This window comes from Lysinibacillus sp. EB271-A1-10B (assembly GCF_058791335.1).
The window spans coordinates 3,403-29,223 of record NZ_JBYTDL010000001.1; the positions used below are offsets into that span (position 1 = coordinate 3,403).

General features: G+C 38.1%; 25 protein-coding genes, 1 pseudogene and 1 riboswitch. Of the genes and pseudogenes, 2 read left to right on the plus strand and 24 right to left on the minus strand.

The genetic code is table 11. The features are described 5' to 3' along the window. The 16 genes and pseudogenes from AC3WSK_RS00020 to AC3WSK_RS00095 form a co-directional block, all read right to left on the minus strand. Positions 1-329: pseudogene (locus tag AC3WSK_RS00020) on the minus strand (hypothetical protein); the annotation flags it as partial. Between the two features lie 711 nt (positions 330-1,040). Further along, positions 1,041-1,613 (minus strand): tyrosine-type recombinase/integrase, encoded by a 573-nt coding sequence (locus tag AC3WSK_RS00025; RefSeq protein ID WP_492411329.1) that lies wholly within the window; start codon positions 1,611-1,613, stop codon positions 1,041-1,043. 214 nt (positions 1,614-1,827) lie between these two features. Then, entirely contained in the window at positions 1,828-2,085 is a 258-nt protein-coding gene (locus tag AC3WSK_RS00030) for a hypothetical protein (protein ID WP_492411331.1), read from the minus strand. An 81-nt stretch (positions 2,086-2,166) separates the two neighbouring features. Continuing rightward, the gene (locus AC3WSK_RS00035) at positions 2,167-2,751 is read right to left on the minus strand and encodes an ECF transporter S component (RefSeq protein WP_079560753.1); all 585 of its coding nucleotides are present in this window, start codon (positions 2,749-2,751) and stop codon (positions 2,167-2,169) included. Between the two features lie 223 nt (positions 2,752-2,974). Continuing rightward, positions 2,975-3,162: riboswitch (FMN riboswitch) on the minus strand. A 317-nt stretch (positions 3,163-3,479) separates the two neighbouring features. Beyond that, positions 3,480-4,751: an RNA polymerase subunit sigma gene (locus tag AC3WSK_RS00040; protein WP_492411333.1), complete on the minus strand. Its 1,272-nt coding sequence runs from the start codon at positions 4,749-4,751 to the stop codon at positions 3,480-3,482. After that, on the minus strand, positions 4,751-5,281 hold the full coding sequence (gene sigX, locus AC3WSK_RS00045; RefSeq protein WP_079560748.1) for an RNA polymerase sigma factor SigX: 531 nt from the start codon (positions 5,279-5,281) through the stop codon (positions 4,751-4,753). Before sigX ends, AC3WSK_RS00040 begins: the two co-directional genes overlap by 1 nt. Before the next feature lie 317 nt (positions 5,282-5,598). Then, a complete protein-coding gene (locus tag AC3WSK_RS00050; RefSeq protein WP_079560745.1) occupies positions 5,599-7,374 on the minus strand; it encodes an ATP-binding protein in 1,776 nt (591 codons plus the stop codon). Beyond that, positions 7,367-8,083, minus strand: a complete 717-nt coding sequence (locus tag AC3WSK_RS00055) for a response regulator transcription factor (protein WP_049668637.1) — start codon at positions 8,081-8,083, stop codon at positions 7,367-7,369. The genes AC3WSK_RS00050 and AC3WSK_RS00055 overlap by 8 nt, the downstream gene beginning before the upstream one ends. Before the next feature lie 153 nt (positions 8,084-8,236). After that, positions 8,237-9,424, minus strand: coding sequence for a c-type cytochrome biogenesis protein CcsB (ccsB, locus tag AC3WSK_RS00060; protein ID WP_079560743.1), 1,188 nt, complete (start codon positions 9,422-9,424; stop codon positions 8,237-8,239). Then, the gene (gene resB, locus AC3WSK_RS00065) at positions 9,421-11,094 is read right to left on the minus strand and encodes a cytochrome c biogenesis protein ResB (protein WP_079560742.1); all 1,674 of its coding nucleotides are present in this window, start codon (positions 11,092-11,094) and stop codon (positions 9,421-9,423) included. Before resB ends, ccsB begins: the two co-directional genes overlap by 4 nt. A 12-nt stretch (positions 11,095-11,106) precedes the next feature. Next, a complete protein-coding gene (gene resA / locus AC3WSK_RS00070) occupies positions 11,107-11,640 on the minus strand; it encodes a thiol-disulfide oxidoreductase ResA (RefSeq protein ID WP_079560739.1) in 534 nt (177 codons plus the stop codon). A 352-nt stretch (positions 11,641-11,992) separates the two neighbouring features. After that, on the minus strand, positions 11,993-12,724 hold the full coding sequence (locus tag AC3WSK_RS00075; protein WP_079560737.1) for a pseudouridine synthase: 732 nt from the start codon (positions 12,722-12,724) through the stop codon (positions 11,993-11,995). Positions 12,725-13,310: 586 nt separating this feature from the next. After that, positions 13,311-13,895 carry a hypothetical protein gene (locus AC3WSK_RS00080; protein WP_492411337.1) on the minus strand — a complete coding sequence of 195 codons (585 nt, stop codon included), beginning with the start codon at positions 13,893-13,895 and terminating at the stop codon, positions 13,311-13,313. Between the two features lie 191 nt (positions 13,896-14,086). Next, positions 14,087-15,154, minus strand: a complete 1,068-nt coding sequence (locus AC3WSK_RS00085; RefSeq protein WP_427482738.1) for a D-alanyl-D-alanine carboxypeptidase family protein — start codon at positions 15,152-15,154, stop codon at positions 14,087-14,089. Positions 15,155-15,244: 90 nt separating this feature from the next. Next, positions 15,245-15,838 carry an SMC-Scp complex subunit ScpB gene (gene scpB / locus AC3WSK_RS00090; RefSeq protein ID WP_427482770.1) on the minus strand — a complete coding sequence of 198 codons (594 nt, stop codon included), beginning with the start codon at positions 15,836-15,838 and terminating at the stop codon, positions 15,245-15,247. Next, complete coding sequence (locus AC3WSK_RS00095; protein ID WP_079560728.1) at positions 15,810-16,589, minus strand: segregation/condensation protein A; 780 nt, start codon at positions 16,587-16,589, stop codon at positions 15,810-15,812. The genes scpB and AC3WSK_RS00095 overlap by 29 nt, the downstream gene beginning before the upstream one ends. A gap of 55 nt (positions 16,590-16,644) precedes the next feature. Between AC3WSK_RS00095 and AC3WSK_RS00100 the strand changes: the two genes are divergently transcribed. Beyond that, entirely contained in the window at positions 16,645-17,151 is a 507-nt protein-coding gene (locus AC3WSK_RS00100; protein WP_492411340.1) for a DUF309 domain-containing protein, read from the plus strand. On the opposite strand, the gene AC3WSK_RS00105 is transcribed toward AC3WSK_RS00100, so the two are convergent. The 6 genes from AC3WSK_RS00105 to spoIIAA all read right to left on the minus strand — a co-directional run bounded on the left by AC3WSK_RS00105 (position 17,145) and on the right by spoIIAA (position 22,326). Next, positions 17,145-17,519 (minus strand): GNAT family N-acetyltransferase, encoded by a 375-nt coding sequence (locus tag AC3WSK_RS00105; protein ID WP_492411342.1) that lies wholly within the window; start codon positions 17,517-17,519, stop codon positions 17,145-17,147. The two genes, AC3WSK_RS00100 and AC3WSK_RS00105, sit on opposite strands and share 7 nt — an antisense overlap. Positions 17,520-17,718: 199 nt before the next feature. Continuing rightward, positions 17,719-19,038 carry a diaminopimelate decarboxylase gene (lysA, locus tag AC3WSK_RS00110; protein ID WP_427482732.1) on the minus strand — a complete coding sequence of 440 codons (1,320 nt, stop codon included), beginning with the start codon at positions 19,036-19,038 and terminating at the stop codon, positions 17,719-17,721. A 235-nt stretch (positions 19,039-19,273) separates the two neighbouring features. Next, on the minus strand, positions 19,274-20,722 hold the full coding sequence (locus AC3WSK_RS00115) for a spore germination protein (RefSeq protein WP_079560719.1): 1,449 nt from the start codon (positions 20,720-20,722) through the stop codon (positions 19,274-19,276). Positions 20,723-20,737: 15 nt separating this feature from the next. Then, a complete protein-coding gene (gene sigF / locus AC3WSK_RS00120; protein ID WP_079560716.1) occupies positions 20,738-21,529 on the minus strand; it encodes an RNA polymerase sporulation sigma factor SigF in 792 nt (263 codons plus the stop codon). A gap of 10 nt (positions 21,530-21,539) precedes the next feature. Further along, positions 21,540-21,980: an anti-sigma F factor gene (spoIIAB, locus tag AC3WSK_RS00125; RefSeq protein ID WP_079560714.1), complete on the minus strand. Its 441-nt coding sequence runs from the start codon at positions 21,978-21,980 to the stop codon at positions 21,540-21,542. Beyond that, positions 21,973-22,326, minus strand: a complete 354-nt coding sequence (spoIIAA, locus tag AC3WSK_RS00130) for an anti-sigma F factor antagonist (protein ID WP_079560712.1) — start codon at positions 22,324-22,326, stop codon at positions 21,973-21,975. The genes spoIIAB and spoIIAA overlap by 8 nt, the downstream gene beginning before the upstream one ends. Positions 22,327-22,559: 233 nt before the next feature. Here spoIIAA and AC3WSK_RS00135 point away from each other — a divergent pair, with 233 nt between their 5' ends. Beyond that, a complete protein-coding gene (locus tag AC3WSK_RS00135; RefSeq protein ID WP_492411346.1) occupies positions 22,560-22,787 on the plus strand; it encodes a hypothetical protein in 228 nt (75 codons plus the stop codon). Between the two features lie 522 nt (positions 22,788-23,309). Here AC3WSK_RS00135 and AC3WSK_RS00140 read toward each other — a convergent pair. Both AC3WSK_RS00140 and deoB read right to left on the minus strand, forming a co-directional pair. Further along, the gene (locus AC3WSK_RS00140; protein ID WP_079560704.1) at positions 23,310-24,560 is read right to left on the minus strand and encodes a thymidine phosphorylase; all 1,251 of its coding nucleotides are present in this window, start codon (positions 24,558-24,560) and stop codon (positions 23,310-23,312) included. Positions 24,561-24,574: 14 nt separating this feature from the next. After that, positions 24,575-25,756, minus strand: coding sequence for a phosphopentomutase (deoB, locus tag AC3WSK_RS00145; RefSeq protein ID WP_492411349.1), 1,182 nt, complete (start codon positions 25,754-25,756; stop codon positions 24,575-24,577). Positions 25,757-25,821 lie beyond the last annotated feature (65 nt).

A 25,821-nucleotide genomic window follows, 5' to 3' on the forward strand; every position in this document is an offset into this window, starting at 1 on the left:
TCTGCTTTAGCCTTCGCTTCTGCCTCTGCTTTAGCCTTCGCTTCTGCCTCTGCTTTAGCCTTCGCTTCTGCCTCTGCTTTAGCCTTCGCTTCTGCCTCTGCTCTTACTTCTACTGCTTCTTGCTTTTCTTGTTCCTTTTCCGTAGAAGAATCAGAAGTTACTCCAAAAACAATAAAGGAAACACTTGCAATTACGAAAGAAATACCCGCATTACGTAAACTCTTTTTGGAGCTTTCTTTCTTTCCTATTTTATTCACTAGAGCTATTACTAAAAATACAATAATTGCTATACTGCTAGCAAAGAATAATAGGGCAAAAAAAGTATCCATTTGACCACTCCTATTCAAATCAAAATATCAAATATATCATTATATGTATTTTAATACATATTTCAGTAAAATAAAACCATTTTTGATAAAGCATAGTTCTTATATTGAACTATAGATGAATAAAAATAACCATTTATTTCTCCAGTGATAACAAAAATTAAACAAATTTCTCACAAAGTATAATTAGATTTTCACAATTCTTAGGACAGCAAAAAAGAGAACTATAACAGTTCCCTTAGCCTTTTAGGGTTCAATAATTTTAATCTCATAGTAAAGTATTCAAATCTAAAAACGGCATAAACTTGTAGTTTAATCGTTCCTTTCGTAGAATCATATACACAAATTCATTTGTCTCTCCTATGATTTCATTTACCTTTTGGTGTGCGTGTAGTAGGTAGCTCCTATTCTTCATTCAACAACATCAAAATATCGGAAAGTACCCCCTCTATACTCCCACACGCTGTAGCGCTCCAATCATCCATTTGACACGCCCTTGTCCTTCTCTGACCTATGTGTCAACTCGACTTGTCACAGCTCTCCTAAGACCTCACACAAGCCATCAGACACGTTCATATCAGCTTCACATAGCTCATTAATATCTAAATTTTGCAGCCTTCCTACGAGCAATAATGATGTGATAAAAAGCCTAATAAATCAAAGGATAAATTAATAAGGTTACGTTCAGGTACACTCTAGGATTCACCTAACAACTTAGAAGAAAGATACACTTTTTATGCTGTTCTCAATGGCTTTTTCAGTAATTCCAATGTAGCGTAAAGTTGTTTTCTGCGAGCTGTGATTGTAGATCTCCATTAGTGTGGCTACGTCTTTTGTTGCTTGGTAGTATGTATAGCCAAACGTCTTACGCATAGTATGTGTACCAATGGACTGATTCCCTATCATGTCACCTGCTTTGGCAATGATACGGTAGGCTTGTGTAGTTGTAATATGTCCTTCACCTTTGCGACTATGGAATAAGTAAACTGTGTCTGTTGGTAGTGTGTCAATGTAGTCTGCAATATCAGCCATCAAGTTGTTTAGGTACACTGTACGCTCTTTCTTAGTTTTGCCCTCACGAATCTTGAAAGAGCTTTTCCCTTTGACCTGTTCAACCTTTAGGGAGACTAAGTCACCACAACGTAAGCCTGTTGAGATACCTAGTTTGAACAAAAGTTGATTGCGTTTAGCATACTCACTCACCTCGCCTTGCTCTGTCATGCCTAGAGCTTCAATCAGCTCATTTACTTCCTGTTTAGTTTTCAATGGTTGCACATCAATCAACATACCTTTTTCTCATTCGTGTTTGAGCGAAATATCAAGCAAGCAACCAATCATCACTACTAATTTTTTATTAGCTCAGGCACTTGAAATGAAACCCTCTGCATTTATATAACTATTGGAAGATGAATTTGAGGGTCACACTATTAAATGCACTACAGTATAGTAACGACTAAATACTCATACAAGCCCTATGACCGCCCTAAGCATTAATATGACCTTACAAGTCGTTTCTATTGCTATCGTTGCTCATAGGGCTAGTATTCGTAGTTGGATTATTCCCTCGTTCATTTTTACAATATAATAAGTAACTTTTAATATGGGCATGTGTGACATCTGAAGCATCTAATACCTCGTTTTCAGTAGACCAGCGTTTGAATTCACGAAAAAATATTCTATATCCATCTAATGTATTCTTGCTTAAATTCTGTAACTCTTTCTCATCTAAAAAATCTGCAATTGCAAATTTAAGCAACAAAAAAGACACCTCCTAGACTTTAACAGTCCAATAAGGTGTCATTACTTGAACACTATCCTAAATCATACTTTTTTCACGAAATTAACTCATATACATAGAGCGCTGTTGATAAATCCATTTGCGCATTGTTGTAAATAGTAATGCCATGATGAACGTTATTAAAATACCCTTAATAATGTTAAATGGCAAAATACCAGCTACGATCATTTTATATAGTGAATCGCCTACGACAGGCTCCATACCTAAAAAGTAAGTGTACATAGGTAAAAATACTGCATAGTTAAGAATGCTCATTCCTACTGCCATTATGATTGTTCCAGCCGCTAAACCTCCAACAAGACCTTTAACTGTTTTGAAACGATTAAAAATAAAGCTAACTGGTAAAATAAATAAAATACCTGTTACAAAGTTCGCGATATGGCCTACCGGTACTCCTGTTGGCGTACCTGAGAATATCCAATCCAACACATTTTTAAAGAATTCTACTAAAATACCTGCTACAGGTCCCATAGTGATCGCCGCAAGCAATGCTGGCATATCACTGAAGTCTACTTCCAAAAATGCTGGAAATGGCGGAATAGGGAAATTAAAAAGCATTAACAAAAACGAAATACTGCTCAGCATGCCAATCGTAATAAACGATTGAAGTTTAACATTTTTCTTCATAGTAAACTCTCTCCTCTTTGCTGATTCAATCTCGCAAGAAGAAAGGTTACGACCTCATCAATTCTTATTATGAAAAAACCCTTATGCAAAATAAGCATAAGGGAGAATAGGCATGATTAAAGAAACGCCATTAATTAACTATTGTTGAGTTTACGCTGCGTAAATCCACAACGAAAAAACGCTCGCACATAGCTAAATTCATAACAATGAATGACGATCGTACCTCCATCTTCTCCCATCCAGACTTTAACTGTCGGCCTTGGAATTACACCAAGTCAGCCATGCAAAAAAAATTTGCACAGGTCGCGGGCTAAAGAGTTTTTAGTAAATTATTCGAGCTAATGAAAGACATTAGCGATTTACAACTCTATTACCGCCGGTCGGGATTTTCACCCTGCCCCGAAGATGAATCAATATTTTTTTGTTTCATAGCCTTACTATAATGAATTTTGAAGGAAAAGTAAATAACTTTGCTTAAAAAATTCCGATTAAACTTGTATGTTTTACAAATACCCGCAATAGCCCCATCTTTAAAAGATAAGTGTTTACTTCATCCCGATTGATTATTATTCTTCGCCAATCGGGCTTTTACCAGCCATTGACCTTCCCCTAATCTTTGATGTCTTGCTACCTCTAAACTAACAAGAGCATTCACGCACGTACAGCGGCGAGAATGCTCCAAAAAATTCACTTATAAAATCGCGTTCATTTATTTGTTGTTTCACAATTTATGGCATATATCGTTTATTGGCTCCTACAGGCTTTGGTAAGAAATTTTTCAAATCAAATCCTTCCCAACTCTCCTGTACAACATTGTCTAGACGTACTTGTTGATCAAAGCTTGCAGCAGTTAGCATCATTGCTTCAATTAATTGGGTTGCACGAATCACGTCCATTGTCGTTAAATCAAGCGGCACGTCAAATGTAACAATAACACCTTCTGCTACCTCTTTTACAGTGTATATTATATTTTCCGGTATGACTGGAACGTATGCATTATCTTTTTTAGCTCGCATATCAATAAGAGCTTCTGTTACAGTGGAAAAAGTTTTACGAGAATCGGGTGATAAATATTCAACTCCATTTTCATCTTTATATAAATAATAATTAAAATGGTTTGAGCTCGTTAATGCCATAGAATTACTAGTCCCTTCTTCATTGGAAAGCTCGGATTCTGCACCATTAAGATTTTCATATTCAATATCTTTATACTCCGAGTCTGAAAATGTATCCTGTATAGTCCCTACATATTCTCCAGAATCTTTAGCAGCAACATCATAATCATTTTGCTTCGGCAATACATGAACCAGTTGATCGCCCTTCTCCTTCAATTCTCCTTTATACGGATGGTAATTAGTAAAACCATTTGCTTCCTCATCAATTTGTGGCGCATACTTTTCATACATTTGTAATGTTGTAGGCTTTTTCTTCCCGAAATCAGTAGCCACTCGTTCATTTGGAATAATATACGTCATCGGTACACTTTCCTTATCACGATTTGCCAAACCAATATGGAATGCTACTGCATCTGTTAAATCATCTTCATATACAGATGATCGCAGAGACATGATCCGCGATTGTTCCGCTACTATGTTAGACTCCATAATATTATCATGCATAGAGCTTTTTGCTGCACGATCTTCCTGCATTGTTGAATATTGAGAAGTTTCAGGAGCATTGGCCTGATCCATTTTTGTATCATGATTATTCATGAACATAGAGCCTGTAAGTACTGTTAAAGCGAAGACAGCTGCAACACTCATAAAGATTGGCCATTTACGACCTTCTTTCTTTATTGTCTGTTCCGTATTGTCTTGCTCTTGTGATGTTATTTCATCATCAATTGGTTGTTGTATAGCTTGAAGATGGACAGAATCCTGCAAGCGAGCATCTGCCAATAATCGATTTAATATTTCTTCTTTCGAACGGCGGTCAGAAAGCTTAGGGGCATTATTCAATATATGTTCCAGTTGGTCATCATCGAATGGATTACCTGTCATTACCGTTTCGCCTCCCGTTCTCTAACCTGTTGTAGCTGTTGCTTTAAAAATTTTATGGCGCGATGTTGCGTGGTTTTTACCTTCGCTTCTGTCCAATCTAATATTTGTGCTGTTTCCGCAATCGATAACTCTTGAAAGTAGCGCATAATAATGACCATTTTTTGGTCACCTGTACAGTGTTCAAGTGCTGATTGAACTTCCATAAATTCATCATTCGCCTGCAGCACGTCTTCGGGTAATGGTGTGGTTGAATGCAGCTGTTCCGTTTCCCAATCAAAAAAATCAAGTGAATGTTTTTGGCGTACAGCCTGCTTTCTAAAATGATCAATAGCGACATTTTTAGCAATAGCAAAAAGCCATGTTTTTTCGCTGCTATTGCCTGCGAATTTATCATATGAGCGCAATACGCGAACATAAACCTCATGTGCTAAATCCTCAGCAAGTGTACGGTTTTTTACTAAATAAATAAGAAACTGGAACACGTCTTGATGATATGCATCGTATAATCGATGGAACACGGAGTCATTCAAAGCACTCCACCCCCGTTCTATTTATATTTGTCGTTTAAACGTTCACAGAAGTTACATCCAATTAACACCAATTTATCAATGATACCTAGGCATAATTGGTCAGAAATTGGCTTTGGGCTAACGTGATGTATCACTCAGTCGTGTGTTGCTGTCGCACAGAAAACTTTTGTTGTTGTCGCTTCGCTTTCGCACAGATAAATTGCCACAGGACGTGGCGTTCTTACACTGAGTTCTCTATTACAGCGTATGCTTTGGCACCCGCTGAAAAGTAACTTAAATCCTCATTCATTTGCTGTAAGCAGTTAATAGCGATGCTTTTAATCGAATGGTAAATAAAACGTGAAAGTAGTCCCCTCTTTTAGCACACTATCTACCATAATATTGCCTGAATGTGCCTTGACTATATTTCTAGCAATAGCTAATCCTAGGCCAGTTCCACCTTTAGAACGCGTACGTGCTTTATCTGCTTTATAGAAACGTTCAAAAACATATGGCAGGTCCTCTTGTGGAATACCATGTCCTGTATCCTGGACAGATATTTTGGCAAAGGTCGGCTCTTGCTCAACCTTCACGGTTACTGATCCTTCAGCTGTATGACGAAGAGCATTATCGACTAAATTCGTTAATACTTGTTCAATCCGATCCTCATCTATACTAATCGTAACATCGTCATTAAACTCACTGTCAAATATTAGTCGAACATGTTTCTCTTTTGCAACTTGTGCAAATTTTTGTGTAATACGTTCAAATGTTGAATTAACCGGAAGCTCATCTTTGTAAAGCGTCATATGCCCCGATTCCATACGAGCAAGGTCTAATAAATCTGTCACGAGGCGTCCCATACGCTTCGATTCATCATAAATAATTTTTGTAATCTCATTTCGTTCTTCTTGATCTTGAATAAAATCATCATCCATTAATGCCTCTGAATACCCTTGGAGCATCGAAATCGGCGTCCGTAGCTCATGAGACACATTGGCAATAAAGTCTGAACGCAGTTTTTCTAAGCGATGCTGCTCAGTCATATCACGAATAACTGCGACCGCTCCACGTATCGATTCCTCACTATAAAGAGGGCTAATCGTAAACGTATAGTAATTTCCATCCATCTCAATTTCTTCTTCAAGCTTATCCTCAAACATCAGTACATGATCAAGCATATGGTAAAGCTCTGGGGGAATTGGCTTTGCACTTTGTGAGCCTTTATTGACGAACCATTTTTGCATTAAACGGTCCGCTGGTGGATTACTTAATAATATTGTACGATCACGATTAAACGTTATAACTGCATCTGTCATCGATGTTAAAATATTTGAAAGCTGTTCATTTTCTTGATTGATCACTTCTAGATTATGTTTCAATTGACGTCCCATTTGATTGAAGGCAACTGCAAGCTGGCCTATTTCATCATTTTGCGTAGTCGGCATCTTCGCTTCAAAATTCCCTTTAGAAATTTCAAACGCTAACTCACGCATTTTACGTAATGGTGACGTAATACGTGACGAAAGGAAAAACGCAAAAAATGTTGTCAGCACAAAGGCAATGAAAGCAGATAAAAAGACAATTTTCGTCGTCTCTTTCGATGTTTTATGCAATGCATCTGGACTTTGATAAATAAAGACAGCCCCGTGGACTGTATTTTCTACATTTAGCGGGAAACCTAGCACAACATAAGATTCCATTTTTTCTTCGTCTGCGGAAGACGGCATCATCATTTCCTTAATAATTGGTTTATCTGATTGAAAAACTTCATGAAACGATTTATTGGCTAAAATCATATCCTGAATTTCTTTTTTATTGACACCTTCCTGCATTGCAAAAGAGACTCTATCATGATTAATAGCAATAAGTGCATTTGTACTTTCAGGTAAAATATCTTTTAATAATTCAGAAGTCGATTTTGCTGTTTCATTATCATCCACTATACTTGCAATCGTTGCAGCAGTTTGACGCAAGGAGCTTTCCGCTTGTTGCATATGGTAATTTTGAAGAAACTCAAGCATTAAAATCGTGAAAACAAATAATACAAATGAAACGAGAAGCAATATGGTTACCCATAGCTTCCCGACAACACTATTCCATATTCTATTCATTGACAACCTCAAATTTGTAGCCAACGCCCCATACAGTAACAATCATCTTTGCAGCGTTTTCTGAAACACGGTTGAGCTTTTCACGTAAACGTTTTACATGTGTGTCAACTGTACGTAAGTCACCAAAGAAATCATAATGCCAAACTTCTTTTAGTAATTGTTCACGGTCAAATACTTTGTCTGGTGATTTTGCTAAGAAATAAAGTAATTCATACTCTTTAGGTGTTAAATTTACTTCAATGCCTTCTGCTGTTACACGGTGTGCATCATGATCAATCATTAAATGTTGAAACACAACTAAATCTTTTGAAGAAGAAGCATTTGTCGAAGGTGAGAATGCTTGTGAACGGCGTAATATAGCCTTCACACGTAACACAACTTCACGAGGACTAAACGGTTTTACAATATAATCATCTGCGCCAAGCTCAAAGCCTTGTACACGATTCGCTTCCTCGCCTTTTGCAGTTAATAAAATAATTGGTGTTGCTGCTCGTTCACGGATTTCCGCACAAACTTCAAGCCCATCTTTTTCAGGCATCATAATATCAAGTAAAATACAGTGATACTCTTTTTCTAAAGATTTTTCGATCGCTTGTTCACCATTTTCTGCTTCGTCAACAAGGTATCCTTCTCGCTCTAAATACATTTTTAATAAGCGTCGAATACGGTCCTCGTCATCTACTACTAATACTGAAATATTTTCTGACACTTTCACGATCCCTCTCTTCTAATCTTTCTCTACCTTCTATTGTACATCGTACGACACATATTGAAAAGAAAAGAAAGCCTTCTTGCCACAGCAAGAAGGCTCTTCTTTCTAATACTAGCGACGTTAAAAATTTATTTGCTCAAGTTAAACAATTTAAGCTGAAGCGTATGAGTGTAAACCTGCAAGAATCAAGTTAACAGCAATTAAGTTAAATAAGATTATTCCAAAACCAATTAATGCTAACCATGCAGATTTTTCACCTTCCCAGCCTTTTGATAAACGTAAGTGTAGGAATGCTGCATAGAATAACCATGTAATAAGTGCCCACACTTCCTTCGGGTCCCATCCCCAGAAACGACTCCACGCAAGTTGTGCCCAAATCATTGCAAAGATTAGAGCCCCTAACGTAAATACTGGGAAGCCAATTATTACTGAACGATAACCAATTTCATCAACTAATTGTAAATTTACTCGTTTGACAAAAGGTTGGAAAATCGCACTAATTCGACGTCTTGCAATTAATCGAATTAATAAGTATATAATAGACCCTACCAATAATGACCAAACAACTGTAGTTAATTTCTTCGCATTAATGAGCGCAGGCATTTCTACTAACGGAGACATACCATGTTCTTCCACTGCCTTATATTCATTCATACCAAATAGTGGCGGCATGTTGTAGTCAATTTGACGTTCATTTCCTTCTTTATCTAAATAAGTATATGTTGAATCGTAATCCATCATATTAAATACTGATGTAGCAACTACGAAACCAACGACTACCACAAGGAAGAACATTACCGCTTCTAACCAGAAACGTTGTTTAGAAGGCTTCTTTAAATCAACTACTTTTAATAAATAAATTAGTCCTGCTACCGCACTAATCGCTAAAATTGATTGACCTAAAGCAGCTGTAATAACATGAATTGTTAACCAGTAACTTTGTAAAGACGGCACTAAAGGACTAACTTCACTCGGAAACATCGACGCATAGGCAATTATTAAAATCGCCACAGGCAATGCTACTAATCCTAGAGCTGTCACTCGATAAATAAAATAAATCAATACGAATGCCCCAACAATGAACATTCCGAACGCAGTCGTAAATTCAAACATATTACTAACAGGTGCATGTCCTGAATAAACCCAACGAGTAATAAAATAACCAAGCTGCGAAAGTAAACCAATAATTGTGACAATAATTGCCACTTTGCCCCATTTATCGGTATTTTTCCCAGTTGCATTCGATTGCTTTATCGAACCACCAAACAATAAAGTTGCAACTAGGTAGGCTATGAATGCTACAAATAATAGGTTTCCACTTATGTCAATCAAACTCATAAGGTGTTGTCACCTTCCTTTTCTTTAGTGCCTGGCTTTGCGGATTTGTTGTCATCTTCAGGCTTATCCAACTGATCTCTATATGGTGGTAGACCAGCAAACGTAGTGACTGAATCTAAATCCTTTTTCATACTAAACATATTTTTATTCACATGAGCAGCCATCAACACTCGACCATCCGGATCCACCTGTAACCATAAACGTCTATGATTCCAATATGAGCCAATTACTACACCAATCATGAAAATAACACCACCAACAAATAAAATTGGTATCGTACTATCTTTACGAATTGTAAAGTTTGATGAATTACGCATCTCTGCTCCTGCGAATTTCATTCTATATTTGTTTTCACCAAGTGGTTCAAGTGGTGGCTTTCTGATTTCTACAAAGCTTACTTCACCTTCTGGCGTTTCTGGTGTTGTCATTCTAAATAAAAATGCCGGATTATTTGGTATTGATGTTTTTGTCTGTGGCTCCCCATTTTCAAAACCATCAAAATCTGGTGTATAAACAAGAATTTGTACTGAGGAACCATCTCCTAAATCATATTGTTTTTTAGGATTCGTTAAATCAATTTCAATTTGACCTTGTGATTCTTCAGAAGCTTTATTCACTAAATTAAAATTCATCTGTCTCAATTCATTAAGACGATAATTCATTTGATACAACGCAAAACCGTTTTCTTTTAACGGATGATTAACACGAATTGAATAATCTCTCAATTTTTCAAGGTTGTCTGAATCTCCTGGAAGAGCTCCCTCAGGTTGTTTGTATAATGTTATATCCGTTTGATAGTTCTTCGCCATAACATTTACACCTTGGCTCGCTTCCCCGCCTTGTTGCTTTTCGCCATGGGTTTCCAAAATAAATTTATTATTTTTAATAAAATACCCATCCATACCTGGTATAGCTCGTGTTTCACCTTCACGGATCCAAATCGTCTCATCCACATAAAAACCAGGTACTAAGCGCAACATAACACCTGTTAAAAAAATAATGAGACCGACATGATTTATGTATGGGCCATATCGAGCGAAGCGACCGCGCTCTGCTAGCAGTGCACTTCCATCACGACGAACACGGTATTTTAATTCGGACATTTTTTGCTCAACTTTATCAAGCGTTTCATCAGCGTTTGGCACTTGCCCTTCCGCAATGATCCGTTGGCGTTTCATGAAACTTTCATGACGTTTAACGCGTTGATTTTTTAAAGACTTATGCAAAGGTAACCCTCGGTCTAAACTCGCAACAATAATCGATATCGCAAGCATACCTACTAAAATTTGGAACCACCAAGTGTTGTATAAATGAGAAAGTCCTAAATTATTATAGAGTTTGCCTAATACACCATACACTTTTTCATAATACTCTGCTTTACTAGGCTCCGGGGCATTAACATATATCGCTTGCGGTAGAATTGTTCCGATTGACGCTGCGACCAACGTTATAATAATGAGGGCAATCCCCACTTTTACACTCGAGAAGAAATTCCAAATTTTGTCAACAAATGTTGTATTATACGTTTTTGAACGAATTGCCGTTCCATCGTAACGCATATCAACAACTTTTGTCTGTTTACCTTCCTCAGTTAAAGGACGACCACATTTCTCACAAAGCTTCGTGCCATATGGGTTACTATGACCACAAGCACAAATGATGTTTTCCATAGTCATTACTCCTTATTTTGGCTTCACTAATTCCATGTACGAAGCAATTTTTGCCTCCGTCATTTCACCAGTAATGATTTTGGCTACTTTACCATCTGGATCAATAAGGAGAGTTGCTGGTAAATTACCTACATTATAGGCAGTCATGACGCTTTTCGTTTTGTCAATAACTACCGGGAACGTTAACTCATATCTATCGACAAAATTCTGTACTTCAAAATCAGTTTGGGCAATATTGACCGCTAATGTTTGTACACCCTGATCTTTAAAAACTTTATACTGACGATCCATTGCAGGCATTTCCTTTTCACAAGGCTTACACCAAGTTCCCCAGAAGTTCAAAAATACGCCCTGCCCCTTATAATCAGATAGCTTATGTTTCTCACCGTTTAAATCTACTAACGTGAAGTCTGGTGCTTTAGAGCCTACTGCTATTAACTCTACTTTATCTTTTGTCGCTGTTCCGTATACCGTATAACCAATCGCTAAGACTAAGACTGCCAAAATAATGGTACGAATGACGAGACGTTTTTTCTTTTTCTCCAAGTTAATAAACCCCCTATCAATTTCGGCTTAGAATAATCCCTATTGACGCAAAGCTTTTCCTACAAACATTCATATGTATAGTTTTTACCGTCTAATTTATACCATTTATTATGTTTGTCAATTTTTATATTTGTCATTCACTTGCGCGTCAAACACCACCTGATAATTTGTGGAACCGATTTCATCAGGATGAAAACTAATTTAGGTGCACTATTCTCACCTATTATAGCAAAAGGAAACACAAACGCTTAGCTAATAATTATGAATGATTTATGAACGATTTCACTAATAAGAAAGTGAAAACATTACTATTACACATAGAAGTATTTCACTTTCTCTTAGAAAATGCTAATTATCCGATTTGTCCTGTCTCTGCTAGCACTCGCAATTGCTTCACTTCATGCTTTGATAATTCACGATATTCTCCCGGAGCTAGTCCGAATAAATCTAAAAAGGCAAAGCGTTCACGTTTAAGTTTAACAACAGGTGTACCTATTGCCTCAAACATACGACGTACTTGACGATTTCGTCCTTCGTGAATAGTAATTTCACAAATTGCCTTACCCGCGTTTTCATCAAATGAAGTCATACTTACTTTTGCTGGAGCTGTTTTACCATCTTCTAGTTTGATTCCACGTTGAAGCTTTTTTAAGCCATCAATCGTCGGAACACCTTTAACACGAGCAATATATGTTTTGTCGATTTTAAACTTCGGATGTGTCAGCATATAAGAAAATTCACCATCATTTGTTAATAACAACAAGCCAGATGTATCATAATCGAGACGACCAACTGGGAAAATTCGTTGTGGGATATGCTTAAACAAATCTGTGACAGTTTTGCGTCCTTTGTCGTCTGTTACAGCTGATATCGTTCCACGTGGTTTATATAACAAGTAATAAACCTTATCCTCTTTCTCAAGCTTCACGCCTTCTACTTCTATCGTATCTGAGTTTGACACCTTTGTACCTAACTCACGCACTACGACTCCGTTCACTTTTACTTTACCTTCTACAATTAATTGTTCTGCCTTACGTCTAGACGCCACACCAGCATACGCAATAACCTTCTGTAATCTTTCCATTCTTTCACCTCTAATTTTCATTCACCTTGGTTTTAGTCACCAAAATTTAAACCTCATTCGACTAATATGAATAAGGTTATTTTTCCCGCTAATCTGTGAAAATTATGTCATACTTTTATGCATTATTAAAGAAAAACTAATTATGCGTAAGTATTTAAATTATTTGAAATTGTTTTTATCAACTAATTTCTGGATAATTTGCACTTAAATTTTAAGGGTCCTCTGCATAGTATAGGTTGATTTTCGTTCCGACCGGGTGCTTTCCTTGATGTGACCGGATTTTGAATTGTCCCCAGGACTGCATGACAGGGCGACACGATGTCGGTCATTTTAGTAATGCCACAGGACGTGACGTTCTTACACTGAGTTCCTCTATTTCTATTGGTGTCTGGTCCCCATTGAAAGAGAACCACGTTCAATGGTAGGAGTATTCTGCAGAATGAAGAAAGTAATAAGTTTTAACAAATGTCATCCTAACTTTTGGCGTATTCTAATTTTAACCAAGCCTCCCCATTCAATTTGCTATCGGCTTTGAAATCTTTATAAAACATAAAAGCTACCCAATTTGGGCAGCTTTTCATAATTTCTAGGTTTCACTATATTTATTTTCAATTCTAAGCCCATATGTACTTAATTCTTTATTAATAAATTGCTTCGCACTTGATAGCTTTCCTGAAAAAGATAGTTCAATTGTTGAACCATCTTGTAATGAGAAAATCAATTTTTCTGGTGCACTCACACCATTCTTTTCTACAATAGTCTGTTCAACCTTCACAATATCTTCCCAGCTTATATAATCTTCTTGCAAACTAAAAAGATGATTCATATGAAGTCCTTTTGTATCAATGTATTGATAGTTATTAATACACAAAAATATGAATGCGCCAGCAATTATAAACGATGTTCCCACAAGTCCTCGTTGAATAATCATCCTTTTTTTCGTTTTAGGTTCTACTAAAAAATTGACTAATAACGTGACCGCTAACATGATCATTACTACCATCAATATAATATAGGCTGTGAAAAAAGGATCAAAGAAATAGGATTCCTTAGGTCTAAAGAACAACTCTTGAACAGGATATAAGAAAATAACAGGAGCAATAAAGCTAGACAAGAATAAAATTATTATGACCCCTATTTGATATTGTCTACTGTTTGATATAGTCATCATACATACTTATCCCCCTTCATCGATATTCAAAAATTCAGAATCTTAAATCAAAACCACCCGAATTTATTTTACCTGATTATTTCTCATTTGTTAAATAAATCAAAATGATTTCGAACGCTATCGCAATATAACGGAAAGGTACTGGCATTGACACACAAACGTTATCTCATAAAAAAATCAGCGTATCGCTTTTAACGATCCGCTGATTCAACTTTTACTGGCACTGCATAAATACGCTCTTCACCGATAAAGATGGATAGTACACCTTCCATACGTTTTCTAGAAACATGCAATACTTGCCTTACACTTTCTTTTTCTTCTTTATTTAATTGCAAACGAATCGGTTGCTCTAAGCGAATAGATAGGTTTTTATTAACTTTATATTTTCCTTTTTTCACTACTGTCTCAAGGCTGTAATCTCCCCAAACCTTGTTAGCTAAACTCCGATGCATATTCCAATCATCGGATTCATTCAGTGTGACAACAATACACGTTTGCCCGTCCTTTTGGAAGGCGGTTGCAAGTGTCCGCCCAGCTACCTTTGTAAAGCCTGTTTTCCCGGCAAATGCTGAACCTTTTGCTGTTTTTAATGCACTGACAGGTTGTGTCTCATCGTCTATTTCGATAGCAACCCCAGATCCTTCTCGTACTAAACGGTGCTTATTTTCCCATAACATCCCGTTTTCAGTATTGGCACGATATAACACTGTGGAGGCAATCTTCTTGAAAGTTTTATTTTGAAGAGCTATTCTCAACATTTCAGCAGTATCTCTCGCTGACGATAAATGCTCATCATGATGCAAGCCAGACGGGTTCATAAATACTGTATTTGTGAGGCCAGCAACAACAGCCCGTTCATTCATTAACTTTACAAACCCTTCTACCGATCCTCCAACATGCTCTGCTAAAGCTGTTGCAGCGTCATTTCCTGACCGTAGCATCAAACCATATAACAGTGTTTCTACCGTTACTTTTTCCCCTGCCTGCAAGTAAATAGACGAGCCCTCAGACGTTGCAGCCTTTGGTGAAATAACCACGTCATCTTGAAGATTGCTATTTTCAATAACAACGAGTGCTGTCCACATTTTTGTTAAGCTTGCAATTGGTAACCGGGCGTCGCTATTAGATTCATATAAAACACGACCCGTATCACCATCTAAGACAGCATATCCGCTACCACCTCGAGCCAAACTGGTTTGTGGAAGCATTAACATTACCACGACTATCATGAACAATATTAAACGTACTAACCGTTGCAACGAGCCACTCCTTATTAAAAGTAATAGGAAAATATAGATTATATTTATGTTTCAAGCTAAGCTTTATACCTATAACTCATTCCGAACTTTTTACTTTACTCCACTGAAGGTTTCCTGGAATTTAGTCATAAATAAATCTGTTTCTTGCTCTGCTTCAACTAGCTCATCTTCAGGTAAAGACGGCATTTCTTCTATACTATTTAAACCAAAGTAGTTTAAGAATTCTTTCGTTGTACCATATAAGATTGCACGTCCTGTCCCTTCTGAGCGACCCACTTCCTTAATTAACCCCCTAGAAGCGAGAGTCTGTATTGGTCTTTCACATTTCACACCACGTAAATCTTCAATTGTTACACGCGTAATTGGCTGTTTGTATGCCACGATCGCCAATACTTCAAGTGAAGCTTGAGATAATGATTGAGCAGTTGGATTTTCTACTAATCTTTGTATCGTATCTGCTAGTTCAGGTTTTGTTATAAGCTGATAAACGCCAGCTATTTCTTTTACCGTTATTCCTCTAGATCCATCTTCTTCATAGGTCGTTTTCAATGCTTCCATTTTCTCTACGACTATCTCTTCCGGTTCTACTAAAAGTTGTGATAATTGTTTAATAGTTAAACCATCGTCTCCAACAACAAATAATAAGGATTCTATTCTACTCTGTAGCATCATTGTTTTCGTCATCATCCCATTCCTCCTTCTGTAATGTAACTGTTAATTCTTCAAAGTTACCATCTTGCTCTACGATGACTACCTGACGTTTCATCAATTCAAGAATAGATAAAAACGTCAGAATAAGTGTTGGCTTATCTTCATAGGGAAATAGCTCAAAAAATGATGCACGTCCACCAGTAAATCGTAATGAATCGACAACCGAACGCATTTGATCTTTCACAGAGCGTTCCTGTCTTGCAACAGTTGTCTTTAGTGGTTTTTTTAATTTTTTTCGACGCATTAGTTTTTGAAAGGCTCCAAGCATGTCATAAATGTTGACGTTCAAATCAAATAACGCCATTTGCTCATCTGAAGCTAATCCAGATAAATCTGCTGGTGGCCGTGTAAATACCTGTGCCCGATCTGTTTCAAGCTCTTGCAGGCTACTTGCTGCTTCTTTATATTTCTTATACTCTATTAAACGTATTACTAGTTCTTCACGAGGGTCTGGACCGTCGACTTCTAATTCAGCTTCGTCAAGCTCACCTTCATGGATTGGCAAAAGCATACGACTTTTAATAGCCAATAATGTTGCTGCCATCACTAAATATTCACTAGCCTCATTTAACTCCAGTACTTGCATAGCATGTATATGGTCGATATATTGTTGAGTAATTTCTGCCATTGGAATATCATAAATATCAATTTCCAATCTGTTAATTAAATGTAATAATAAATCAAGAGGCCCTGAAAAGGCTTCTAATTTCACTTCATAAGACATTGTTTTACCACCCTGAGATTATATGTTCTTTTAGTATAGTAGAAAGGAGTCTAAAATGCATCCACAGCACCATACTTTATTTATCGACTACTGTTCTTTTTTCAATGGTAATCACGATTTTTTTGAATGCCATGAAGTCCTTGAAGAATACTGGAAAGATATTGCTCCAGGCGATAAAAAGCACCCACTCGTTGGATACGTACAGCTTGCAACCGGTTTATATCATTGGCGACGTAACAATTATATTGGCGCTGCGAGAATATTAGAAAAAGCACTCAAAAATTTCCAATATAATAAGGGACATTTATTTTTTGATGAAATTGACTACGAAATACTACTAACTCAACTAGCAGATGCACTTTCTGCTACCCAGAAGGGCAAGTCCTTTCAAGCATTTCAGCTTCCTCTTTCACCTACATTGGAGGAATTAGTATTTGCTCGCATGAAGATTTTACCATCAAGTAGCTCTAACTATCTTCTTCATAAACATATGCTTCGAGATCGCTCACATATTCTTGCGGAGCGTCAAGAAAGCAAACAAAGAAAAAGCAGACGTCAATGATCGTCTGCTTCTCCATCGATACAATTTATACATTTGTGAACAATATTACGTGTTTCCTCCGTTGCAAGCACACTTTCATACTGACCAAGTTCTGCCACTTCCTGTAGCATTTCCTTCGCAACACCTTCACCTCTATAAGAAGGGACAACGGAAACATGTTGAATCGTAGCTATATTATCATTGTGTGTTACAAGTCCAACAATGCCAACATACTCGTCGTTCTTTTTCCATAAATATAAAACCCAATTATTATCATTTTCATAGGAGTGGATTGTCTCTTTGAGCTTTTTTATGTCTTTTTCGTTAGGCATAAACGAGAGTAGCCCCATTGCTATTTTCTCGAAAGCTTTCTTATATCGAATTAACATATTTGTCTATTCCCTCATTTTCTAGCTGTACATAATCTTTGATTATCCTACACGATTTGTACTTTTACCGCAAGTCCATTTCTGTCTTACGAACCAGGTCCGAGAATACCTTTAGACGCCAATACCCAATAGACAACGCCCCACAACAAAATAAAAGTTGAAATGGACGCTAGTAATACCCATTTGTTTTTTCTCATATTTACTCACCCTTTTTTAACGTTAGCGGGAGATCGTTTTGTACAATATCTTCATAACTTTCGCGTCGAATTGCTAATTGATGTTTGCCATCTTCTACAAATACAACTGCTGGTCGTGGCACACGATTGTAGTTACTCGCCATAGAATATCCATACGCACCAGTACAGAAGATTGCTAGCACATCACCAGAAGCTGCTTCCTGAAGCTTAGCATCAATAATTAATTTATCACCTGATTCACAAAGTTTACCAGCCACTGTATATGTTTCACTTTTCGATTCATCTGCTTTACTCGCAATGACCGCTTCGTACTTCGCATCATATAAAGCCGGACGGATATTATCACTCATACCACCATCGACAGCAATATATTTACGAACATTAGGTACTGTTTTTTGTGAACCAATTGTATAAAGAGATGTTCCTGCATCCCCTACAAGTGATCGCCCTGGTTCAATCCAAATTTCTGGCATCGTTAGACCAAGTACAGTCGCTTTAGTCTTTACAACTGTAATCATATCCTCTACATATACTTGTGGCTCAAGCGGTGCATCTTCCTCTGTATAACGAATTCCGAAGCCCCCACCTAAGTTTAACACAGTACACGTAAAATCGTGAGTCTTGTTCCAATCCGAAATTTTATCAATTAGTTTTTCTCCTGCTAAGCCAAAGCCCGCTGTGTCAAAAATTTGAGAGCCAATATGGCAGTGTAATCCTAGAAGTTCTAGGTATTCATGCTTAAAAGTTTGTTGGAAAGCTTCATCTGCTTGACCATTATTTAAGTCGAAGCCAAATTTTGAATCCGCTTGACCTGTCGTAATGAAATCATGCGTATGTGCCTCCACACCTGGTGTGACACGTAGTAAAATACGCATTTTTTGCTGACGGCGCTCTGAAATTTCTTGTAAAAGTTGAATTTCATAGAAGTTATCCACGACAATACAACCGATTTTTGAGTCAAATGCTAATTCTAGTTCAGCAATGCTTTTATTATTACCGTGGAAATGAATGCGCTCCGGAGGGAATCCAGCTTTTAAAGCTGTAAATAATTCTCCACCAGAGACAACATCTAAAGATAGATTTTCTTCTGCCGCTAATTGGTACACAGCTACACATGCAAATGCTTTTGAAGCATAAGCTACTTCTGCTTTTACACCTAGTTTTTTAAACGTATCTATAAAGCCGCGTGCACGCTTACGAATAAGTGCTGTATCATACACAAATAAAGGTGTACCATATTCTTTTGCAAGCTCTAATGTATCTACCTGTCCAATCGTTAAATGACCATCTTCAGAAATCGCTTGTGTTCCATATAAATGCATGTGCATCTCTCCCTTTTCACATCGTTCCATCATGTGATACATTGCACCCCATTTTAGAAAGTTTTCGGGCAATTTAGCCTACAATCCTTATTTAGAGGGATATTGCTTCATTCAACAAGTTGCACATGTGTTTTAACATGTGGTGAACCTTTTGATGAATGAAGACAATTTTCGCAAAAATCACAAAATACTATATGTGAACTTTATCACATGAAAAAAACGAGTGCAACGGCTTCTATGATCTTTTTCGTTGTTGGGAGTCAACAACATATGGCCTCAATGCATCTGCTGTCATTGGGAAACGAATAAGTACGCGAAGCATCGCATTTGGGAAGAACGGAATAAGTGGCCATAAATACGGCGCTTGCATCGGACGTAATGAACATAAATACGTAAACAATATAAATATCCCAATAAATAAACCATTAACTCCCCAAATTCCAGTCATTATTAACAGCAATATTCTAAAGAGTTTAATGGAGATACCCAGCTCATAAGACGGAATAATAAATGTCAGAATAGCTGAAACTGCTGTATATAACACAACTTCCGGCGAGAATACCCCAACATCAATAGCAATCTGACCAATAGTTATACCCGCAACCAACCCCATCGCAGTGGATAATGGTGATGGGGTATGAATGGCGGCCATCCTCAAAAATTCTATCCCAATATCGCCAATAAGTACTTGTAGCAAAAGTGGGATATGTGATTTTTCCTTAGCACCTAAAAAGGATAGCTCATCTGGTAAATGTATCCCGTGTGTTGCAAATAAATACCACATAGGCAATAATAATAAACCCGTAAACGCCCCAAAATAGCGCATAAAACGGACAAAGGTTCCGACTGATGGTGCCTGCCTATACTCCTCCGCATGCTGCAACAAATGAAAAGCAGTTGCAGGTACGAGAATGACAGAAGGTGACGTATCGACAATAATGGCTATATGGCCTTCAAGTAAATGGGCTGCGGTAATATCTGGTCGTTCCGTATAACGTACAAAAGGAACTGGATGAAACTTCTGTTTAAACAGCCATTCTTCTAGTGATTTATCCGTCATAGTCAAACCATCATGATGAATTTGCGCAATGCGATGTCGCAATTTATCGAGCGTTTCATCATTCGCAATACCTTTTATAAACGCTAGAGCGACATCAGTTTGACCGATTTCGGATATTTTATGTAGCTCGAAACGTAAATTACTATTGCGAATTCGTCGACGAATCAAAGCAGTATTTTGAGAAATACCTTCAACAAAGCCATCCCTAGATCCACGAATAACCTTTTCATTGTCAGGCTCCTCAGGGGTACGACCCGGATAGCTTCGTATCTCTGCAACATAGCCGTAACCACCTTTAGTTATAAAGACTACCTGTCCACTTAATATGGCTAATAAAATGGCTTCACGTTTGGTTTCCTCTGAACGACCTTGGTAATTGAAATAGGCTTCAAAATACTCCTTTTCATCCTCAATATCAACGTCCTCATCAGGTAACATATTAGAGAGTAGTTGTGTTAACACAACTCCATCCACAAGTCCGGTTACATATGCGCAAAGAACCGGCAAATCTTTGACAAATAGATGCTTTATACTAATGTCAAATGATTCGCCGTCTCCAAACTGTTCTTTAAGAAAATCTTCGGCTTCTTCTAAGCTGTTAAATAGTTTATCTTTATCTGTCATGCTGTCACCATTTTCTTAAATGTCTTTTTTTACTTCTTCCTCTTCAACTGTGGCACTTGTGGCCATCCAAGTTTTCAATTGGGCAAGAATTTTTTTCTCTAATCGTGATACCTGAACTTGTGATATACCTAGCCTGTTGGCAATTTCAGTTTGGGTACAATCTGAGAAATATCGTAAATAAATAATGGATTGCTCTCTAGGCTCAAGCCTTGTGAGCACCTCTTTTAGTGGAATATAGTCAAATGGCTGCTCAGATTTTTCGTCCTTCATCTGATCCATTAATGTAATAGAATCCCCTTCACTCTCATACAATTGTTCATGCAAGGAAGCTGGATCTCTCAATGCATCTGAAGCTGTTACAATTTCTTCAGTTGTAACATCAAGAACCTGTGCTAATTCATGTATGGTTGGTGGATGCTCATTATTTTTAATAAATTCATCAGTTGCATGACGAATTTTAAAATTAAGCTCACGAATAGAACGGCTAACCTTCACCATTCCATCATCCCTTAGAAAGCGCTGAATTTCTCCGATGATCATTGGTACAGCATATGTCGAAAATTTAACATCATACGTTAGATCAAATTTATCCACAGACTTCATAAGCCCAATGCATCCAATTTGAAACAAATCCTCGAGCTCCACGCCCCTGCTTGTAAAGCGTTGGACAATAGACCACACAAGCCTCGTATTCCCTTCAATCATTCGTTTACGAGCCTCATGATCACCCTGTTGTGCACGTGCAATTAAATCTCGCATTTCTCCCTGTGACAATAGCTTATCGGACGACTGTTCTAGCGGCTTCACAATCGCATCCTCACATTACCGGTGTGCGAACCGAGTAAAATTTCTTCGTAAATGTGACGGTTGTACCTTCTTGCCACTTAGACATGACTGTCAACTGATCTGAAAAACTATCCATAATGGTAAAGCCCATACCTGAACGTTCCATCGCGCTTTTCGTCGTAAATAACGGCTCCATTGCTTGGCTTACATCCGCAATGCCAATACCTTTATCCAAAACAGACACCGTTACAATATCATCCTCACGTTTTGCATGAACTGTAACAACGCCCTTACCATCCTCTTCATAACCGTGAATAATGGCATTAGAAACGGCCTCTGAAACAACCGTTTTAAATTCGGATAGCTCATCAATAGTTGGATCTAATTGTGCGATAAATCCTGTCACAGCTACACGCGCTAAGGCCTCATTTTCACTAATTGCTAAAAAAGTTAATGTCATTTCGTTATCCATTTACAATCCCCCTAACTCGATCAATTGCTTCTTCTTCTGTTGCTTCCATCATCCACGGCCCTAAACCTGAAAATTGAAATACTTTTCGCATTGTCGGCGATGGATTCAATAATATCGTCCGCCCAGCGACTGCCTCTAACTCACGCATCCGACCAAGCACTAAACCTACACCTGAACTATCCATAAAAGAAAGCCCCTCTAAATTCCAAATAATAGTTGTTACAGTACCTTGAAAAATTGCTGTAGAAATTTTAGCTCGAATTTGCTCTACCGCATGATGATCGAGCTCCCCAAATAAACGTATAACCACTGTCTCTCTTGTTACCATTTCTAACTGAAAATGCATGAACATCGCCTCCTCCTCGTGCAATTCCACATTCAATGTGGTGATTCCTTGCGGCTGACAGAACTAGTGCAAAGTCTTCCGAAATAGTGGCAAATCGACATACTTATAGCTTTTTAGGTTAATTGCAGTATGGGATAAATCAACATTTTTTAAACATAGCTGACACTTTTCATAAGAATTATTATTATGTTAGAGGCGTGAGTAGAAATTTGGTAGGGGTGGGCGGGGCGGGGATGGCCGCCGGAGGTAGAAGTTTTGTCCGATGGAGCGGGGATGGCGGTTCTATCCTCGTTTTTGAACGTTCTATCCACGATTTTGGCTGCTCTATCCACGTTTTTGAACGTTCTATCCACGATTTTGGCTTTTCTTCCTTTGTTCTGACTTCTTTCCATCGTTTCGGCTTTTCATTCCGTCGCTTTGGCTTTTCTTTCCATCGTCCTGACTTCTTTCCATCGCCCTGACTTCTTTCCGTCACTTCGGCACTTCTTTCCGTCGCTTTGGCTCTTCTTTCCGTCGCTTTAGCTCTTCTTTCCGTCGCTTCGGCACTTCTTTCCGTCGCTTTGGCTCTTCTTTCCGTCGCTTTGGCTCTTCTTTCCGTCGCTCTGACTTCGTTCCGTCACTTCGGCTCTTCTTTCCGTCGCTCTGGCTTCTTTCCGTCGTTTCGGCTTTTCATTCCGTCGCCTTTACTCTTCTTCCCGTCATATCAGCACTTCTTTCCGTCGCTTTGGCTTTTCGTTCCGTCGGTTCGCCACTTCTTTCCATCGCTCTGACTTCGTTTCGTCGTTTTAACCGTTCTAACCACGGCTTTGACCATTCTATCCACGACTTCAGCTTTTCTTCCGTCGCCTGGACTCTTCTTTCCGTCGCTTCAGCCCTTCTTCCCGCCGCTCTAACTCTCCGTTCCACCGCTTCCCCCTTCGCTTTTCAGAACAAAAAAAAGCGAGAATCCCCTTTTATTAAAGAGAATTCTCGCTTCATAGTATTTATGCAATTGTATAAGCTTTCTGTACTTTTTCGATTGTTTCCTCATCAATTTGACCATTTGAATATAAATAAGCAATCGTCTCGCCAGTACGAACTTGGTCGCCTTTTTTGGCAACTAATTGGATACCGGCATCATAGTCAAGCACTGATTCCTTCGTTAATCGGCCTGCACCAAGACCTACGCTAGCTTCTCCGATTAATAGTGCGTTAATCGTCCCTACAGTACCTTCAGCAGATGCTTTAACAGCTATTTTATTTGCTGTGTCTTTTTGTAGGATATCTGCTAAATCGCCGCCCTGTGCTACGATAAATTCCTCGAATTTTGCAGCGGCTGAACCATCTTCTAATACGCGTTTAACAGCTGCTGTTGCTTCAGCCTCATTCACTCCAGCTGCAACTTGGTACATCAGCGAAGAGATAATAATACATTCATCTAGCAGATCTTCGTGCGTTTCGTCCATACGTCCACTTAATAAAGCAACTGCTTCTACTACTTCAAGCTTATTGCCAATCATTTTACCTAGTGGATTATCCATATCACTAATATGCGCGACTACTTTACGTCCTAGCTTTTCACCGATTGCAGTCATCGTATCAGCTAAAACTTGTGCTTCTTCTTCTGTTTTCATAAATGCACCTGAGCCACATTTAACATCTAGTACAATACCGTCTGCACCACTTGCTATTTTCTTACTCATGATAGACGCGGCAATAAGTGGAGTGGAATCGACAGTACCTGTCACATCTCGCAACGCGTACAATTTTTTGTCAGCTGGTACAAGGTTGCCTGTTTGACCAGCAACTGCAATTTTATGTTTATTGACATTATCGATAAATTCTTGTGATGAAAGCTCTGTTTTAAAGCCACGAATCGATTCTAATTTATCGATTGTCCCACCTGTAATGCCTAGACCCTTACCACTGAATTTTGCAACAGGAATATCAAGTGCAGCAATGATCGGAGTGACAATTAGTGTAACTTTATCACCTACACCGCCAGTTGAATGCTTATCAATTTTAAAACCTTCAATAGATGATAAATCAATAACATCTCCAGATTCTATCATTGCTTTTGTTAAATAAAATGTTTCATCATATGTCATGCCCAATAAACGGATTGCCATTAGTAGGGAACTTGCTTGATAATCAGGAATTGCACCAGTAGTGTAACCCTCTACAAAATACTGTATTTCAGCCTGAGATAGCTCTTTACCTTGCTTTTTCTTTTCAAACAGCTGTGCCATATTCATATCTATAATCCCCCTTACTTCAGATCATTCAAGAAGCTTTTACCAAACTTTGGTGCTTCTACTTTGAAGTTTTCTGCAACTGTTGCTGCGATATCTGCAAAAGTTTCACGTAGTGCTAGCTCACTACCACCATTAAAGCGTGGTGAATAAACAATTAACGGTACATATTCACGTGTATGGTCTGTCCCTGGGAATGTTGGGTCATTTCCGTGGTCCGCTGTAATGATTAGTAGATCATCTTCTGTCATTACCTCTGTAATTTCTGGTAATCGTGCATCAAATTCTTGTAGTGCGTTACCATAGCCTATAGGGTCACGACGATGCCCAAAATTCGCATCAAAGTCTACTAAGTTTAAGAAGCTTATACCATGGAAGTCACGACGTACTACCTCTGCAAATTTATCCATACCATCCGTATTATTTTTCGTACGCACTGCATCAGTAACGCCTTCACCGTTGAAAATATCAGAAATTTTCCCGATTGCGATAACGTCTAAACCTGCATCCTGTAAGACATTCATCGTTGTACGACCAAATGGTTTTAACGCATAATCATGACGATTAGAAGTACGCGCGAAGTTTCCTGGTGTACCGATAAATGGACGAGCAATAACACGACCAACTAAATATTCTGGTTGTAATGTTAGCTCACGAGCAATTTCACAAATTTTATATAATTCCTCTAATGGAATAATTTCCTCATGTGCAGCAATTTGCAAAACAGGGTCAGCAGAAGTATAGACAATAATCGCTCCTGTCTCCATATGCTCCTTGCCAAAGTCCTCGATTACTTGTGTTCCGCTTGCAGGTTGATTGCAAAGAACTTTGCGACCTGTACGTTTTTCAAGCTCTGCAATAAGCTCTGCTGGGAACCCATCCGGATATACCTTAAACGGTTTATCAATATTTAATCCCATAATTTCCCAGTGGCCTGTCATCGTATCTTTACCAACAGATGCTTCTTGCATTTTTCCGTAGAATGCTTTTGGTTTGTCAGTAGCTTGTATACCTTGTAATGGTTCAATATTTGCTAAGCCGAAAGACTCCATATGTGGCATTGTAAGCCCATTCATTTTTTCAGCGATATGTCCAAGAGTATGTGAACCTACATCTCCAAAATTCGCTGCGTCTGGAGCTTCACCAATTCCAACTGAGTCCAATACAACTACATGGATTTTCTTAAATGGTTTATTCATAATTTTGCCTCCTACTCTCATGTCTCTATTTTACCAAAAAAGCTCGAAAAATAAAGGTCAGACCT

Coding starts and splice junctions, on each gene's coding strand:
- AC3WSK_RS00025 (WP_492411329.1), bottom strand. CDS start 1,613: ATGTTGATTGATGTGCAACCATTGAAAACTAAACAGGAAGTAAATGAG.
- AC3WSK_RS00035 (WP_079560753.1), bottom strand. CDS start 2,751: ATGAAGAAAAATGTTAAACTTCAATCGTTTATTACGATTGGCATGCTG.
- AC3WSK_RS00040 (WP_492411333.1), bottom strand. CDS start 4,751: ATGACAGGTAATCCATTCGATGATGACCAACTGGAACATATATTGAAT.
- AC3WSK_RS00050 (WP_079560745.1), bottom strand. CDS start 7,374: ATGAATAGAATATGGAATAGTGTTGTCGGGAAGCTATGGGTAACCATA.
- ccsB (WP_079560743.1), bottom strand. CDS start 9,424: ATGAGTTTGATTGACATAAGTGGAAACCTATTATTTGTAGCATTCATA.
- resB (WP_079560742.1), bottom strand. CDS start 11,094: ATGGAAAACATCATTTGTGCTTGTGGTCATAGTAACCCATATGGCACG.
- AC3WSK_RS00075 (WP_079560737.1), bottom strand. CDS start 12,724: ATGGAAAGATTACAGAAGGTTATTGCGTATGCTGGTGTGGCGTCTAGA.
- AC3WSK_RS00080 (WP_492411337.1), bottom strand. CDS start 13,895: ATGATGACTATATCAAACAGTAGACAATATCAAATAGGGGTCATAATA.
- scpB (WP_427482770.1), bottom strand. CDS start 15,838: ATGACGAAAACAATGATGCTACAGAGTAGAATAGAATCCTTATTATTT.
- AC3WSK_RS00095 (WP_079560728.1), bottom strand. CDS start 16,589: ATGTCTTATGAAGTGAAATTAGAAGCCTTTTCAGGGCCTCTTGATTTA.
- AC3WSK_RS00100 (WP_492411340.1), top strand. CDS start 16,645: ATGCATCCACAGCACCATACTTTATTTATCGACTACTGTTCTTTTTTC.
- AC3WSK_RS00105 (WP_492411342.1), bottom strand. CDS start 17,519: ATGTTAATTCGATATAAGAAAGCTTTCGAGAAAATAGCAATGGGGCTA.
- lysA (WP_427482732.1), bottom strand. CDS start 19,038: ATGCATTTATATGGAACACAAGCGATTTCTGAAGATGGTCATTTAACG.
- AC3WSK_RS00115 (WP_079560719.1), bottom strand. CDS start 20,722: ATGACAGATAAAGATAAACTATTTAACAGCTTAGAAGAAGCCGAAGAT.
- spoIIAB (WP_079560714.1), bottom strand. CDS start 21,980: ATGGATAACGAAATGACATTAACTTTTTTAGCAATTAGTGAAAATGAG.
- spoIIAA (WP_079560712.1), bottom strand. CDS start 22,326: ATGCATTTTCAGTTAGAAATGGTAACAAGAGAGACAGTGGTTATACGT.
- AC3WSK_RS00135 (WP_492411346.1), top strand. CDS start 22,560: ATGGCCGCCGGAGGTAGAAGTTTTGTCCGATGGAGCGGGGATGGCGGT.
- AC3WSK_RS00140 (WP_079560704.1), bottom strand. CDS start 24,560: ATGAATATGGCACAGCTGTTTGAAAAGAAAAAGCAAGGTAAAGAGCTA.
- deoB (WP_492411349.1), bottom strand. CDS start 25,756: ATGAATAAACCATTTAAGAAAATCCATGTAGTTGTATTGGACTCAGTT.